Here is a 14,810-nt window from a genome sequence, read left to right on the forward strand (position 1 = left end):
AAATGCCTGTCAGCTTTTTTAAGACCAAAGTAACTCGGCGCCATCAGGTTATCCCTGATAAGATTAAATAAAATACAATTACAGCCAGGGCCTCTCGAGATTTATGACCACCGCATTTTTTTCCCATGATGATTGTATGAAACACGATATGGGCCCGGAGCATCCGGAAAGCCCAGGACGCCTGGCAGCCATCATCAGCTATATGGCCGATACCGGAATCACCGATAAACTCGACTGGGTACGCCCTGAAGAAATCACCCGCGACCAACTTTTAAGTGTGCACCCGGAAAGCTACTTGCAGCAACTCGACATGATGCAGCCCGTACGAGGCCGGGTTTTCACTGACCCGGACACTGCCATGATGCGCGACACCCTGCGCGCCGCAAGGCTGGCGGCCGGCGCAAACATCCAGGCGGTGGACATGGTTATGAGCAGCCAGGTAACCAACGCGTTCATCTGCGCGCGACCTCCTGGCCATCATGCTGAGCGTACCAAGTCCATGGGCTTTTGTTTTTACAATAACGTTGCCTTGGCCGCTATGCGCGCGCTCAGTTTTCATCATCTTGAGAGAGTTGCCATTGTTGATTTTGATGTGCATCAAGGTAACGGCACTGTGGACATTGTGAGTGGAGATGAGCGCATATTGATGTGCTCCAGCTTTCAGCACCCTCTTTACCCCCACTCCCACGTACATCGTCAGGCTGACAATATAGTGAACATTCCCATTGAGGCTGGATGCTCCTCTGCGGAATATCGAAAACAGGTAGAGGCCGGATGGATAAAGCGCCTGAATGCCTTTAAGCCCCAGGTGATTTTGATATCTGCAGGATTTGATGCCCATCGCCTGGATCCGATGGCCGAGCTGAATCTGGAAACTGACGACTACCGCTGGTTAACAGAAATGCTTGCAGGTGTCGCATCCGAGCACAGTAATGACCGCATTATTTCGACCTTGGAGGGCGGTTATCACTTGAGGGCGCTCGCAGAAAGCGTCAACGCTCACCTTGAGGTGCTGAGCGCGATTGACTGAAAAGAGCGAGAACTCATCAAACTTCTCGCTTAACCGGCGGAGGCTCCTCCATAGCCATTGGCTTGCTGAAGCCCCGGCCGATCACCCTCGCGCTGTAAACGAATAGTTGTACGACGATTATCGGCTCTCTGGCTGGATGCAGGATACTGATCACCATGAGCCCTGACCGTAATCAGGTTTGAATCCACGCCACGGTTTTTCAGGTAGTCCGCCACAGCATTGGCACGGTCCTCTGATAACGCCCTGTTATCAATTCGACTTCCAATGTCGTCGGTATGGCCGTCTACAAACACCCGCTCCACCGTTGAATCAGCTCTGAGATAGGCAACAATATTATCCAGCAGTTCGATATCCTCGGCAGACAGCTTCTTGCTTCCGGTCGCAAAGAGCACCCTTGAACGGCCGATCTGATCAATATTAACCGGCAGCAGATTCGTGGCGCATGAACGATAACGCTGGTATTCACCATTGAAGTTGATGTTAGAAACCTGCACCCGAACCGGGCTGCCATCGTACCAGGAAGCACGGGTGACCGTAGGGCGCATGCCGTTCAGCAGGCTTTGCGCGAGAATCACCGCGTAACGCGTCTCAAGCGACACCTGTCGGCGCCCATCAGACACATCTACCGTGCCTACTGGCCTTGGCGCAATACCTGGCCGCCACGGAGGTGCTTCAACAACCAGCGAGCCACGCCCGGGGCGCATCAGGTGCGATTCGGACTCCAGAAAAAATGATACATCTTCGCCGGCTCTATGCCGAAAAACAGCCCTGCCATAGCCAGGCACTTCGTGTATCAGAGAGCACTCGAACACGGACTCTGCAAGGTACCATTGGCTGTTTGATATTCCTGCACCATAACTTCCAGCAAAACCTGAGGCAGGCAAGGCCATGCCAAGGGCCAGCGCTGCCAGCAAGTTTTGTGTTCTATTAACAAAAGCCAGAGCCATAACAGTCATACCGTTGTGTCACGGATGTTTCGTGGTTTCCATGTTTAACGGCACCGGCAGTGCATTCTTTAATCGGCAAGAGGAAAAACAATCGGTGGCACCTTCTGGTATAATCTGCCAACTTTTTTAAGGGTCAACGCGCCTTCCGAAATGAACGCGCCTCTTACACCTTTTATCCCAGCTATTTGAAGGCATTGCGGAACGATCATGACCAAACAACTTACTCTTGTGCGCCCCGACGACTGGCACCTCCACGTTCGCGACGGCGACGTCCTGAAGAGCGTTGTACCTGCAACCGCAGCCTGTTTCGGGCGAGCGATCATCATGCCCAACCTCGTTCCACCGGTCACCACGGCCGCTGAAGCATCGGCATATCGCGACCGCATTGTGGCTGCAGCAGAAGGCACAGATTTCCGGCCGTTGATGACGCTCTACCTGACCGAATCCACCAGCCGCCAGGACATCCTTGAAGCAAGCAAGGATGGCGTTGTTGCAGCCAAATTGTACCCTGCCGGGGCCACCACCAACTCCGACTCCGGTGTGCAGGACATCCGCAACATCTACCCGATACTGGAAGCGATGGCGGAATGCGGCATGTTGTTGCTTGTTCATGGTGAAGTTACTGATACAGACATCGATATTTTTGATCGAGAGAAGGTGTTCCTCGAGCGCGTACTGGCCCCAACACTGGAAGCTTTCCCAACCCTCAAAGTTGTACTTGAGCATATAACTACCGCCGAATCTGCGGAGTTCGTGCGGCAGTACAAGGGTAACAATCTGGCCGCCACGCTTACGCCTCAACACCTGATGTACAACAGGAACCACATGCTCGTGGGAGCTATGCGCCCTCATCTGTACTGTCTCCCAATTCTCAAACGCAACCGCCATCAACAAGCCCTTCGGGATGCCATCGCCAGCGGTGACAAGCGGTTCTTTCTGGGAACGGACTCAGCTCCTCATGCAAAAGGCAAAAAGGAAGCCGCCTGTGGCTGTGCTGGATGCTATTCCGCTTATGGTGCTATCGGGTTGTATGCCGATATATTCGAAGAGCTTGGCATCCTCGATCAGCTGGAAGCGTTTGCCAGCTTTAACGGCGCGGACTTCTATGGCCTTCCGAGAAATACCGATACCATTACCCTGGTGAGGGAGCCCTGGACCATGCCCAACGAACTGCCCCTTGCGGACGGCACCATCGTGCCGCTGAAAGCTGGCGAAAGCATTAACTGGCGCCTGGCATAAACCAGCCCCAAATTACCTGAAAAACGGCCAAGACCGGAGTTTTAGTGACTGACGAAAACACACAATCGCACCCCATGTCCCGCAGATTCCGTGGCTTTTTACCCGTCGTTGTTGATGTAGAGACCGGCGGATTCAACCCGGAACGTGATGCACTGCTGGAAATAGCTGCAGTAATGCTGACCATGGACGAGGACGGCCGCCTGCATCGTGCTGAAACCCATTTACAACAAATTGACCCCTTTGAAGGGGCTAACCTGGAGCAGTCCGCACTGGATTTTACCGGGATAGACCCTTGGAACCCGGAGCGGGAGGCTGTACCCGAGCGCGAAGGCTTGAGCGAAATATTCCGCCCCATCCGCAAGGCGGTAAAGGCGCACGATTGCAAACGCGCCGTGCTGGTAGGGCACAACGCAACCTTCGATCACAACTTCGTGTTTGCTGCTGCCCAGAGGGCGGAGATCAACCGAAATCCTTTCCACCCATTCTCCACGTTTGACACAGCAACCCTTGCCGGTCTGGCATACGGCCACACCGTACTTGCACAGGCTTGCAAACTGGCGGGCATTCCGTTTAGCAGCAAAGAAGCCCATTCCGCAGCTTATGATGCGGAAAAAACAGCCGACTTGTTCTGCGGCATCGTTAATCGCTGGCTGGACTTGGGCGGCTTCCCGCCACCCTTCCTGGGGAAAGAAGGCGAACAATAAAGCAGGCATCAGGCAAACAACACCCACAAAAAAACCCGCAGTGCGGGTTTTTTTGCTTCTGCATTATGCAAAATACTGGCTTACCAGTGGATACCTCGCATCACAGCGGCAAATGCCACCTGCTCTGTCGATACCTTAGGCTTCTGCTCGGCCTTCCCGCCGACGCCCGGAGAAGAATCCGGGAACATCCGGTAGCCCGTATTCATCACGATCTCGCCCATCTTCGGTGCCAGCGCATGCAGTACCTGGGCAAAAATACCAAGGCGTGTAGCAACGCGCTTGGGGCGATCAATGATTGAATTGGTCACCAGATCTGCGGCCTCTTCCGGCGAAAGGGTCGGCACGGAATCGTATATCTTGGTGGGTGCAATCATTGGCGTTTTCACCAACGGCATATTGATGGTGGTAAAGGTTACGTTGCGATCTGACCATTCAGACGCTGCACACCGGCTGAACGCATCCAGCGCAGACTTGGACGCCACATAAGCAGAGAAGCGCGGGGCGTTGGTAAGAACACCAATGGAAGAGATATTCACCACATGCCCGCGACGGCGTTCAAGCATGGAAGGTGCAAATCCCATGATAAGGCGCACTGAACCAAAGTAGTTCAGTTGCATGGTGCGCTCAAAATCGTGGAAACGATCAAACGATAGCGACAGCGAACGGCGAATAGAGCGCCCCGCATTGTTCACCAGCACATCCACGTGACCGTGGTTATCCAGTACGGTTTTAACAAAACGGTCGCAGTCTTCCATATCAGAGAAGTCGCACTGGTAGGCGTGAACATTACCACCCTTGGCTTCCAGAGAGGCGCTTACCTCATCCAGCTTTTCTTTAGTGCGTGCACCAATCACCAGAATAGCACCGGCTTCTGCCAGTTTTTCAGCCGTTGCCAAGCCGATACCGGAGGTCGCGCCTGTTATGACGCAAACCTTGCCTTCAACCGTGCCTTTGAGGGTGCGGTCCTTGAACAGATCGGGGTCAAGGTTGCGCTCCCAGAAATCCCAGATCACCGGTGCGTAGTCCGCCAGACGTGGTACCTCAATGCCTGTCCCCTTCAGCGCTCGCTCAGTTTCACGGGCATCAAAGCGGGTTGGGTAGTTAAGGAAAGATAATACGGAACGAGGAATCCCCAAGTCATCCAGCACGGCGGATGTTAGCCGCTTAACCGGCGGCAGATTCTTCAGGCTCTGGCGGATAAAAGGAGGAACAAACCCGAACATCCGGGAATCAATACGCATGCCCATTTTAGGTGCATGGCCAGCCTCGCAGAAAATATTCAGAACCTCGCCAACTTTGTAAGGGTCAGTATCCACGAGGTGGAAGCAATTTCCGTCTTCGCCTTCCAGGTGCGCAATGTGATCCATCGCATTCACCACAAAGTCCACCGGCACGATGTTCAGGCGGCCGCCTTCAACACCAATGGTTGGTACCCACTGAGGTAGAGTGCGACGAATCTTCTGAATCATTTTGAAGAAATAGTAAGGCCCGTCAATTTTGTCCATCTCGCCGGTTTCAGAATGGCCAACCACCATGCCCGGGCGGTAAATACGGAATGGAACCTTGCACTCTTCACGCACCACCTTCTCGGATTCGTGCTTGGTCATCAAATACGGGTGGTCGAGTTTTTCGGCTTCTTCGAACATGTCTTCGCGGAAAATGCCTTTGAAAAGGCCCGCTGCAGCGATAGAAGAAACATGGTGGAAGTGCTTTGCTTTCATTGCTCCGGCCGCATTTACAGCCGCCCGAGTTCCTTCAATGTTGGTGGCTTGCTGAGCCTCTTCATCGGCACCCATATCGTAGACTGCCGCCAGGTGGAAAAAGTGATCGATTTCTCCTGTCAGCGCTTCAAGGGTTTTGGCATCAATACCAAGATCCTTACTGGTTAGATCACCGATTACGGCCTTGACACGAGATTCATCTACACCCCACCGTTCCCTGAGCGCATCCAGCTTACCCTGAGACTGCTCACGAACCAGTATGTGCACGGTGCCGCCGCGTGCAAGTAGCTTTTCCACAAGAAAACGGCCAATAAATCCGGTTCCACCGGTAAGGAAATAATTCATTGATAATCCACCCTGCTTGTTGCTCTATTGTTGTCTATCCCTGCCAACCGAATTAGACCAAAGTCTTGTAACGATCTGTAACGGCCGGCATTGTACTTAATTGCAACCTTCATGTAACTCTAATCATTAGAGCTTTTACTCTGTAACGTATTGTTTTAAGTAGAGCTATTACTCTAAACCTTGCCAAGAAAGCCTGTGCTTTTCACCGACACATCGCAATTTAGACTAGCACAGTAATGACGTAGCGCCTTCCCGTGCGATGAATTACCGCAAAGAAATGAAACAGCCTGCCAGCAATGCGATAATCAGGAACTTATAGCCTTTTCAGGCGTCAGTCCTTTTCATAAGCCAAGCGACTTTTCGGAAACCAGACAATGCATAATGACAACTCGAACACTGAACGTTACATCACCATTGCCCGTGCCTGCCTGAAAGCCATCAATGATACAGCACAAGACTCCGGGGACAGGGAGCAGAAAATTCAAGCGGTATATCAGGCAATCGATAGCGCGTTTCAGGCAGAATTTGCGGATTATCGGCAGTCGGTGGCGATTATGGCAACAGTTCTTGAGCGTATTGCGTCTGGCGATCTCAATGGAGAAAAAGCTGCAGACCTCGCCCGTAAAACCCTGGATCAACAACCGGAAAATGTCACCAAAACAATGATGCACTAAGCCCGTTCAACGCCCCACCGCTAATTTCCTGGCACCCCTATGGATATCAGAGGCCCTATGCACACCAGCTCCCTGACAAACGTTCGCAGACAATCACCTGCAGTAAAAGCACTTACTCTGATGCTTTTGCTCCTCTGCAGCACACTGTCCATCGCGGCACAAACGCCAACCAAAAGCCCGAACGACAATAACGAATACCGTTTCGTAGAACTGGATAACGGTTTGCGCGCCATTCTGGTGTCCGACAAAGGCGCAGATAAAGCCGCCGCTTCGATGAACGTGGCCGTTGGCAGCGGTGATGACCCCAAAGAACGGGAGGGCCTCTCGCACTTCCTGGAACACATGCTGTTTCTGGGTACAGAAAAGTATCCCGAGCCCGGCGAATACCAACAATTTATAAAAAGCCATGGTGGCCGGCACAACGCCTTTACCGCTTTTCGAAACACCAACTATTTCTTTGACATTCAAGCCAACTATCTTGAATCTGCACTGGACCGCTTTGCCCAACAGTTTGCCGCACCGCTGTTTACGGCCGAATTGGTTGACCGGGAGCGCAATGCCGTTCATTCCGAATTCAGCGCCAAGCAGAAAGAAGATGGCCGCCGCTTCTATTCTGTTAAAAAAGCCGTCAGTAATCCTGAGCATGCCTTCCACCAGTTCGCCGTCGGCAATCTGACCACACTGGAAAACACCGATGAAAACCCTCTTCGGCCCGATCTTGTTGAGTTCTGGGAATCCCACTACTCGGCCAATCTGATGACCTTGGCCGTTTATGGCCCACAACCACTGGATAAACTTGAAGCCATGGTGCGGGCACGCTTCAGCGCCATAGAAAACCGAAACCTTGCGGCCAAAGTTCATAGCACCAGCCTCCTTGAGCCACACAAGTTGCCGGCGAAAGTAAGCGCAGAAGCAATCAAGGACGTGCGCAACCTGTCGCTGTCGTTTCCAATCCCGTCCCAGCAGAAGAACTACCGCACCAAGCCAGCAAGCTACATTGCAAACCTGCTCGGCCACGAAGGATCAGGAAGCCTTTTTGATGTGCTCAAGAGCAACGGCCTGGCTGACAGCCTGTCCGCCGGTATTGGCATGGATACAGGCGAACACGCCACTCTGGACATCAGCATTGCTTTGACACCCGAAGGCCTGAGCCGGCATGAAGAGATTCTGCCTTTGGCATTCGAGTACATCGACATTGTTCGCGAGCAGGGCATCAGCCAGCAGCGTTTTAAAGAAATGCAGCAACTAGCACAACTCGATTTTCGCTTCCGGGAACAGAGTGAGCCCATGCACGAAGTCATGCGCCTGTCGAGCCAACTCCAGGATTACCCGGCAGACGACCTTCTCAGTGCGCCCTGGTTGATGGAGCGCTACGCGCCCGATCAGTATCAAGCTATTCTGAACCAGCTAACCCCAGAAAACCTGATGGTCTACCTACTGGCTCCGAAGCAGGAGCTGAATAACCCGAACCTCACCCAGTGGTATGAAGCGCCCTGGAAAATTGAGCCCCTAAAGGTGGAAACGCTTCAGGCCAAGGCGCCAAGTGCGCTGGCCAAATCCCTTCGGCTTCCAAAACCAAACCCGTTTGTGCCTGAAAACCTGACCATGGTCGCAGGCACAACCATGAGCAAGCCTGAGTTCTTGGGCAAGCCAGACGGAATGGCTATCTGGTTTGCCAGAGACACCCGCTTCAACACCCCAAAAGCCAACGTATTCTTTAGCCTGCGCACACCGGGCGCTCGTGTTTCTGCGCGTAGCCACGTGCTGACCCGCTTGTTGGTGGACAGCATCAACAACAATCTGAATGCATGGGCGTATTCTGCACGCCTTGCTGGTTTGGACTACAGTATTTACCCGCACTTGCGGGGCATCACCGTGCGCGTTGGCGGCTACAATGACAAACTCCACACCTTGATGAACCGAATTCTCATCCAGGTTTCAGCGCCAGAGGTCACCCGGCAGCGGTTTGAAATCGCCCGGCAAAACCTCATGGACAGCTTGCAGAACAAGGCCAAAGAACGTCCGGTAGCGCAAACGTCTGAGTTCATTCAAACCGCCGTACTGCAGGACACCTGGAGCACTGAAGAGAAATTGCGTGCAGCCCAAGAGGTCACTCTGGACGAGCTCATGTCGTTTGCAGATGCGCTACTGGCGGAAGTAGATCCCGTGCTGCTGGCCCATGGCAACATTACACAAGCCTACGCTCTTAACCTGGCTCAGCAAATTGATGCGATTGTTCTGGGCAAGAGTGAGTTTGTGAGCGTTGAGCGCAGCCGTGTGCGGGAATTGCCCGCAGGGGAAATGCAGGTTTCCCTGAGCGTGGATCATCCAGATACCGGGTACACGCTTTACACACAGGGAAAGAACACCAGCTTTGAAGAGCGCGCCCGCTTCCGCCTCCTGGCGCAGATTATCAGTAGCCCATTTTATGAAGAGCTCCGCACCACGCGGCAACTCGGCTACATTGTGTACGCCACGCCCTTTGAAATGCTCGAAACGCCAGCTCTGGGTTTTGTGGTTCAGTCCCCCAGCGCCAGCCAGGACGACATAGATCAAGCGGTTCGAGAGTTTGCGGAAGGTTTTGAGAATACTCTCAACAATCTGGACGAAAAGCGGCTAAAGCGAGAGAAGCAGGCAGTCATCAGCACCATTCTCGAGCAGGATCGCCAATTGGGCGAGATTTCAGGTCGCTACTGGCGTGAAATCGACCGGGACTCCGATGCATTTGACTCCCGTGAGCAACTCGTAAAAGCTGTTGAAGCGGTAAGTATCGATGCGCTGAAAACCACCTTCCGAGAGAACCTTCTAAACAGAGGCAAGGCGTTGCGCGTAGTAACTGGCGGAGAAGGTTTGAGCGCCAGTGAAGCCCGCGAGCTTATCCTGCAGCAACCCCCGGTTACTGCAAAGTAAGCTGAAAGCGCACCCAATCCTCCGGTTCATCCACATCCCAACGGGGTTCCAGCAAACCAACGCTGAGCCCCAGCTTTTTCAGCCGGGCGCAGGTTTGCTCAAGCACACCTGCGGTGCCCCACTCAATACCATCAAGCATGCCAGGGACAGTCTGGCGGGCTCCTATGAGCACGTAGCCACCGTCATCGGACGGCCCCAGAACCACGTCGCAGTGTTCAAGGCAGGACACCGCCTTGTGCACATAGCCCGGCTCGACCGACGGGCAGTCGCTGCCCACAATTAACGCATGGGCGTAGGATTCAAGGCCGTTGTCCAATGCACTTAACATGCGACTCCCCAGGTTCGCGCCTTGCTGTATTCGCTGCTCCAGACCTCGATGCTCGATAGCGCGAACAACTTGCAGTCCCTCCTCAGGAACAGGTTCTACTTCTCTATCCCACCAGAACTGAACGGTAAGCCCGGAGTCACACAAGTTCTCAAGCACAGCAAGCGTAAGTGTTAAGTGTGCATCCAAAGCACCCGCAACACCCAGCGCAGGAATAAGGCGCGTTTTTACCCGGCCCGCCTCCGGCCATTTAGCAAACTGCATCAACACAGCGCGGGGAGAATCAGGATTTGCCATTACGAACATCCGAACGGTAGGAATGAGCAAGGGTTTCCGGGGACTCCCCGCGCCAATATCGCCAGCGTAAACGCCACATAAGAAAAATCGTTTTCCAGATGCCGCCCTGCTCCCACCGCCGGCTATCTGTTGTGACTTGGCTCTTAATACAGTAAGGACGGGAAACAAGTCGAAGCCGGCGAGACATCTCAATATCCTCCATGATGGGCATAGGTTCGAATCCTCCCAAGGCTTCAAACACTTCCCTGCGCACAAACAGCGCCTGATCACCCGTGCAAATGCCTGTTAAACGCGAGCGCTGATTCATAAACCATGCGATGACCCGGAACATCGCACCACGGCCGCTTAAGCGCACATCAAAGCGCCCCCAGGCTTTGTCGCTTTGAGCAAATTTATTTAGGGAATCCAGTGCATTTTGGGGAAGATGGGTATCCGCATGAAGGAACAAAAGGACCTGACTTTTAGCTACAAAGCCACCCGTGTTCATCTGCACGGCCCTGCCCCTTTCTGACTGAATCACCCGATCCGCAAGCGGCCCTGCCACCTTGGCAGTGCCATCAGTACTACCAGAATCCACAACAATCAGTTCATGCCCCTTGGCCCGCAGTGGTTGAAGAGCCTCAAGCGCCGGAACAATGCCTGCCGCCTCCATCCAGACCGGCACAACGATGCTTAACGAGAAAGAGTCAGACAAAGCACGCTCCCAGAGCAGCGGAATTCACAGTAACACCTTGAGCCACAAGCCTCAGGCCGTTATCATACCGACCTTCTCAAAGAAGCGCCTTCGTAGCTCATCTGGATAGAGCGTCCCCCTCCTAAGGGGAAGGTAGCAGGTTCGAGTCCTGCCGAGGGCACCAGTTACCCTTCCGAACCAATCCAAAAATCACCCCAACCGCCTGTTTTAAAAAGAACTTAACGAAAACTCTCTTCCCTATCGGTCTATAATAATCCGCCCCAATCTAAACATTCTGGGGTACATCTTGGGGTGCAGACTGAAATGCACCCCGTTATAGTAGGTTTTGTGCCCCAAAAAGAGTTCAAGCCTCGCCATGCCCAAGCCAATAAACCTTCTGACCGGTAGAATTCTATGAAAACTGGAGGAGCGTATACATGATAATCCTGAGGCTAGTGCAAGAAGAATTTGCCGGATGCCGCATGATGACTGGCACGGGACTGAGACTAAGGGCCGAACCGGGCATGAAATCCGAGATCATCACAACTCTGCCTCTGGGCAAACTGATAATAGTCTAGGCTTTATCAGAGCGGGCCAGGCTCCAAGTAGAAGTCGACCTAGATGAGGGCGTGATTGCGGGATGGGTATGAGGGCGGATTGGAACCAAACACTGGCAAATGAAGGTATTCAATAGTTGGCATGGATACTCATGGGATTTGAACAAAACCTGAGGCCTGAAAAGGCGCTGATTTTCCGCATAACCCATCGGAGAAATTTACCGTGGCTGCTTGACCACGGCCTGCACTGCCCTTCCAGCAATGCGAAAGACGGGAAGTTCATCACCATTGGCAACCAGGATCTCATTGAGGGGCGAACGACCCGTCAGATTGCAGCCGGACCAGGCGGTGCTGTCTGATTACATCCCGTTCTACTTCACACCGTATTCACCCATGCTACTTAACATCGTGACCGGAAGAAACGTACAACAACGGCAGAAATCGGATATTGTGATTCTCGTCAGCTCACTGGCGAAAGTTGAAGAGGCTGCCATCCCTTACTTATTCACGGATCGACACGCCTACCTGATAAACGCCAATTTCAGCAACAACAAAGATCACCTCGCCACCATGATTCGGTGGGATTTGCTGCAAGCTCGCGATTTCAAAAGAGATGCAGAAGACCCTGAAAAGTCCGAGCGCTATCAGGCTGAGGCACTGATCCATAAGCATCTACCGGTAGATGCTCTCCTGGGCGTAGTAGCCTACAATGACACTGTGATAAACGAGATTCAGGCTCTGGTCGATGAGCGACAGCTTGATTTGGGCGTATACAGCAGACCAAGTTGGTTTTTCTGATGATTGAATACACAAAAGGCAATTTGCTTGCAGCTGACGTGGATGCCTTGGTGAATACCGTGAACACCGTGGGCGTTATGGGTAAAGGCATTGCCCTGATGTTCAAGGATGCGTTCCCGGAAAACTACAAGGCGTATGCGCAGGCCTGCAAAGAGCACAGGGTTCAGACTGGTAAGATGTTTGTGACCGAGCGGTCAGATCTTGTTGGGGCTAAGTGGCTCATAAACTTCCCAACCAAACAGCATTGGCGCGCCCCATCAGAGCTTGAGTGGATTGTGGAAGGCCTTCAGGATCTTCGGCAGGTTATTCTGGACAACGACATCAAATCGATTGCCATCCCCCCTCTTGGCAGCGGTAATGGTGGCCTCGAATGGGCAACCGTTAAACCGTTGATTGAAGAAGCTTTGGGCGACCTGGCTGATGTGCGTATTGTGATTTATGAACCGACCGCACAGTACCAGAATGTGACCCGCAGAACCGGCGTTGAAAAACTCACGCCCCCAAGAGCCTTGATTGCTGAACTGGTTCGACGTTACTGGATGCTGGGCATTGAATGCTCTCTGCTTGAGATCCAAAAACTGGCTTGGTTTATGGAACGGGCAATCATCAAGTCTGGGCTAAATGAGCCAATGGATCTGCGATTTAAAGCCCACCGGTACGGCCCCTATGCAGACAGGCTGCGCCACCTATTGGACTCACTGGACGGCAGTTACTTGCAGTGTGAAAAGCGCCTGGGCGATGCCAAGCCGGAAGATATAATCTGGTTTGACCAAACACGGAAGGACACGGTGAGCGTTTACCTCAAATCCGGTGAAGCTGAGACTTATGCACCGGCTCTGGATAAAGTGTCTGAACTTATTGATGGCTTTCAGTCACCGCTGGGTATGGAGCTCTTGTCTACTGTGGATTGGCTCGTTGAGCGGGAAGGATATGAGCCGAACCTTGACGAGATAAAAAAGGGCCTGGCTAGTTGGCCTGCAGGGAAACAGGCTGCAGCTCGCAAGGTTGGATTGTTTAGTGATGCGATGCTTCAAAACGCTATCAGCAGGCTTCAGCAGTTTTAAGCAAAAGATAGGATAGAGTAGTTCAGCGAAGAATGGCCTTGTCTGAGATGAGAACTGCCGCCTTCATCGATTAAACGCTTGCCAACGTGGGCATGCCTTAGGGTTTCCTGCTCCACTAACCCCCATTTATTGAAGCTCCACTGAAATCTCCAGTCGAAAACGTGGTGCATAAGCATTTTAATTTGATAGCTTAACCATATCTTTGTAACCGTCCGGCAATCCCATCTTGAGCCCGCCATGCGGCCGAAATGCCCTTGTTCAGCACATCGATTGTAACCAATGTCTTACTTTAAGCTTAGGGGAAAAGTTACGTAACTCACAGGCTCGGCGGATTCGCACGTTCGTGGAAGATGTTCATGGATTGAACGGTATCTTGATATGAAAAACTGGCTTCAGCCGAAGCGACTCGACATTTATGTCAGTTTTTTTTACATACTGTAAAACCACAAAATTGATAACATCTTGAAATTTATAAATAAAAAACTTGTGGTTTGATTATTGCTTCAATCTGATTCGGGTGATCCGAGTTTCAAGGAGAAAAAGTCTATGAACTTTTTGGGGAGATTCATTTCAGTTGCGTCCATCTTCGCTGTCACATCCTTTGCTAATGGCGCGGTCATCACCACGTCTTTGGAGGATGCAACTAACGGTGGTGGATTTTTTGGCGAGGTGACATTTACGGACAGCGGCACCAATATGGTCACAATTGCTGCGAACATCTCAGACCCAGTCAACGTCGGCCTCACCAAAGGTGACATTCTGGGACTGTGGTTTGATTTTGCCGACTTTGGTGCGCTTTCAGGGGGAGCAACGTTCAGCAACCAGAACCCGGCCAGTATAATTACGGGGTCAGATTTCGGTGAGGACACTGTTAGTTCGTCTCTCGGTGGAAATGTGAATCTGAACGGGACCGGCGAAACTGCTTGGGACTTTGCAGTTATGACTGGCAGCAACGGTGGGCCGGACTTTTACCAGACGCTTAGTTTTGATTTGACGATTACCGGGCTGGACGCGAACCAGTTCTCCAACCAGAGAGTAGGCATGCGCGTGCAAAGCATTGAGGGAGGCGGATTTCAGGGAGGCTCGTCAAAGCTGATTGGCAGCGGAACTCCACCAGTTAGCGTCCCGGAACCTGGCACTTTCGCCTTGTTAGGTTTGGGTATGCTAGGACTTGGAATAAGTCGTCGCAAACAACGAATTTGAAACGAATCCACTACGAAGCCCGCCCACAAGGCGGGTTTTTTTGTGTGTGCCCGGCATGGGCGGACGACGCTTACAGCTTAACCATATCTTTTCGTTTGCAACCGATTCACCAGCAAGTCTTAATCTCCGAAACCCGCCTCAGCCGCTGAAGTTTGGGTGATGCTTTATGGCTTATTCTTCGCGTGATAGTTGTAAGCGTCCGGTGATCCCATCTTGAACCCGCCGTTGCTATCTTCAGGATACTCGTTTCTTATTTATCAATTAACTGGGAGCGCTAAGGGTAAAGTCGAGCCTCTATTTGTGATCTCTGAGAGCGGTTGCTA

General features: G+C 52.4%; 11 protein-coding genes, 1 tRNA gene and 1 pseudogene. 9 read left to right on the forward strand and 4 right to left on the reverse strand.

Features of this window, described 5'->3' with window-relative positions; genetic code table 11:
* Positions 1–103 precede the first annotated feature (103 nt).
* Complete coding sequence (locus CDH47_RS16870) at positions 104–1,030, forward strand: histone deacetylase family protein (protein ID WP_100641448.1); 927 nt, start codon at positions 104–106, stop codon at positions 1,028–1,030.
* 29 nt (positions 1,031–1,059) lie between these two features.
* On the opposite strand, the gene CDH47_RS16875 is transcribed toward CDH47_RS16870, so the two are convergent.
* A complete protein-coding gene (locus CDH47_RS16875) occupies positions 1,060–1,920 on the reverse strand; it encodes a flagellar protein MotY (RefSeq protein WP_239985870.1) in 861 nt (286 codons plus the stop codon).
* Positions 1,921–2,184: 264 nt separating this feature from the next.
* Between CDH47_RS16875 and pyrC the strand changes: the two genes are divergently transcribed.
* Both pyrC and rnt read left to right on the forward strand, forming a co-directional pair.
* Entirely contained in the window at positions 2,185–3,216 is a 1,032-nt protein-coding gene (gene pyrC / locus CDH47_RS16880) for a dihydroorotase (protein WP_100641450.1), read from the forward strand.
* 44 nt (positions 3,217–3,260) lie between these two features.
* Positions 3,261–3,920 (forward strand): ribonuclease T, encoded by a 660-nt coding sequence (gene rnt / locus CDH47_RS16885; protein WP_100641452.1) that lies wholly within the window; start codon positions 3,261–3,263, stop codon positions 3,918–3,920.
* Between the two features lie 80 nt (positions 3,921–4,000).
* On the opposite strand, the gene CDH47_RS16890 is transcribed toward rnt, so the two are convergent.
* On the reverse strand, positions 4,001–5,986 hold the full coding sequence (locus CDH47_RS16890) for an SDR family oxidoreductase (protein ID WP_100641454.1): 1,986 nt from the start codon (positions 5,984–5,986) through the stop codon (positions 4,001–4,003).
* A 374-nt stretch (positions 5,987–6,360) separates the two neighbouring features.
* Between CDH47_RS16890 and CDH47_RS16895 the strand changes: the two genes are divergently transcribed.
* Together CDH47_RS16895 and CDH47_RS16900 are read left to right on the forward strand one after the other, a co-directional pair.
* Positions 6,361–6,660, forward strand: coding sequence for a hypothetical protein (locus CDH47_RS16895; RefSeq protein WP_100641456.1), 300 nt, complete (start codon positions 6,361–6,363; stop codon positions 6,658–6,660).
* A 39-nt stretch (positions 6,661–6,699) separates the two neighbouring features.
* A complete protein-coding gene (locus tag CDH47_RS16900) occupies positions 6,700–9,570 on the forward strand; it encodes an insulinase family protein (RefSeq protein WP_420843692.1) in 2,871 nt (956 codons plus the stop codon).
* Here CDH47_RS16900 and CDH47_RS16905 read toward each other — a convergent pair.
* The gene (locus CDH47_RS16905) at positions 9,557–10,192 is read right to left on the reverse strand and encodes a TIGR04282 family arsenosugar biosynthesis glycosyltransferase (protein ID WP_100641458.1); all 636 of its coding nucleotides are present in this window, start codon (positions 10,190–10,192) and stop codon (positions 9,557–9,559) included. The two genes, CDH47_RS16900 and CDH47_RS16905, sit on opposite strands and share 14 nt — an antisense overlap.
* Entirely contained in the window at positions 10,179–10,886 is a 708-nt protein-coding gene (locus tag CDH47_RS16910) for a TIGR04283 family arsenosugar biosynthesis glycosyltransferase (RefSeq protein ID WP_100641460.1), read from the reverse strand. The genes CDH47_RS16905 and CDH47_RS16910 overlap by 14 nt, the downstream gene beginning before the upstream one ends.
* A gap of 86 nt (positions 10,887–10,972) precedes the next feature.
* Between CDH47_RS16910 and CDH47_RS16915 the strand changes: the two genes are divergently transcribed.
* The 4 genes and pseudogenes from CDH47_RS16915 (at position 10,973) to CDH47_RS16930 (ending at position 14,487) form a co-directional block, all read left to right on the forward strand.
* Positions 10,973–11,049: transfer RNA gene (locus CDH47_RS16915), tRNA-Arg, on the forward strand.
* Between the two features lie 525 nt (positions 11,050–11,574).
* Positions 11,575–12,220: pseudogene (gene darT, locus CDH47_RS16920) on the forward strand (type II toxin-antitoxin system toxin DNA ADP-ribosyl transferase DarT).
* Positions 12,220–13,284 (forward strand): type II toxin-antitoxin system antitoxin DNA ADP-ribosyl glycohydrolase DarG, encoded by a 1,065-nt coding sequence (darG, locus tag CDH47_RS16925; protein WP_100641472.1) that lies wholly within the window; start codon positions 12,220–12,222, stop codon positions 13,282–13,284. Before darT ends, darG begins: the two are co-directional and overlap by 1 nt.
* A gap of 498 nt (positions 13,285–13,782) precedes the next feature.
* Positions 13,783–14,487 carry a PEP-CTERM sorting domain-containing protein gene (locus CDH47_RS16930; protein WP_153045492.1) on the forward strand — a complete coding sequence of 235 codons (705 nt, stop codon included), beginning with the start codon at positions 13,783–13,785 and terminating at the stop codon, positions 14,485–14,487.
* Positions 14,488–14,810 lie beyond the last annotated feature (323 nt).

It is taken from the genome of Marinobacter salexigens (assembly GCF_002806945.1).
GTDB lineage: Bacteria > Pseudomonadota > Gammaproteobacteria > Pseudomonadales > Oleiphilaceae > Marinobacter > Marinobacter salexigens.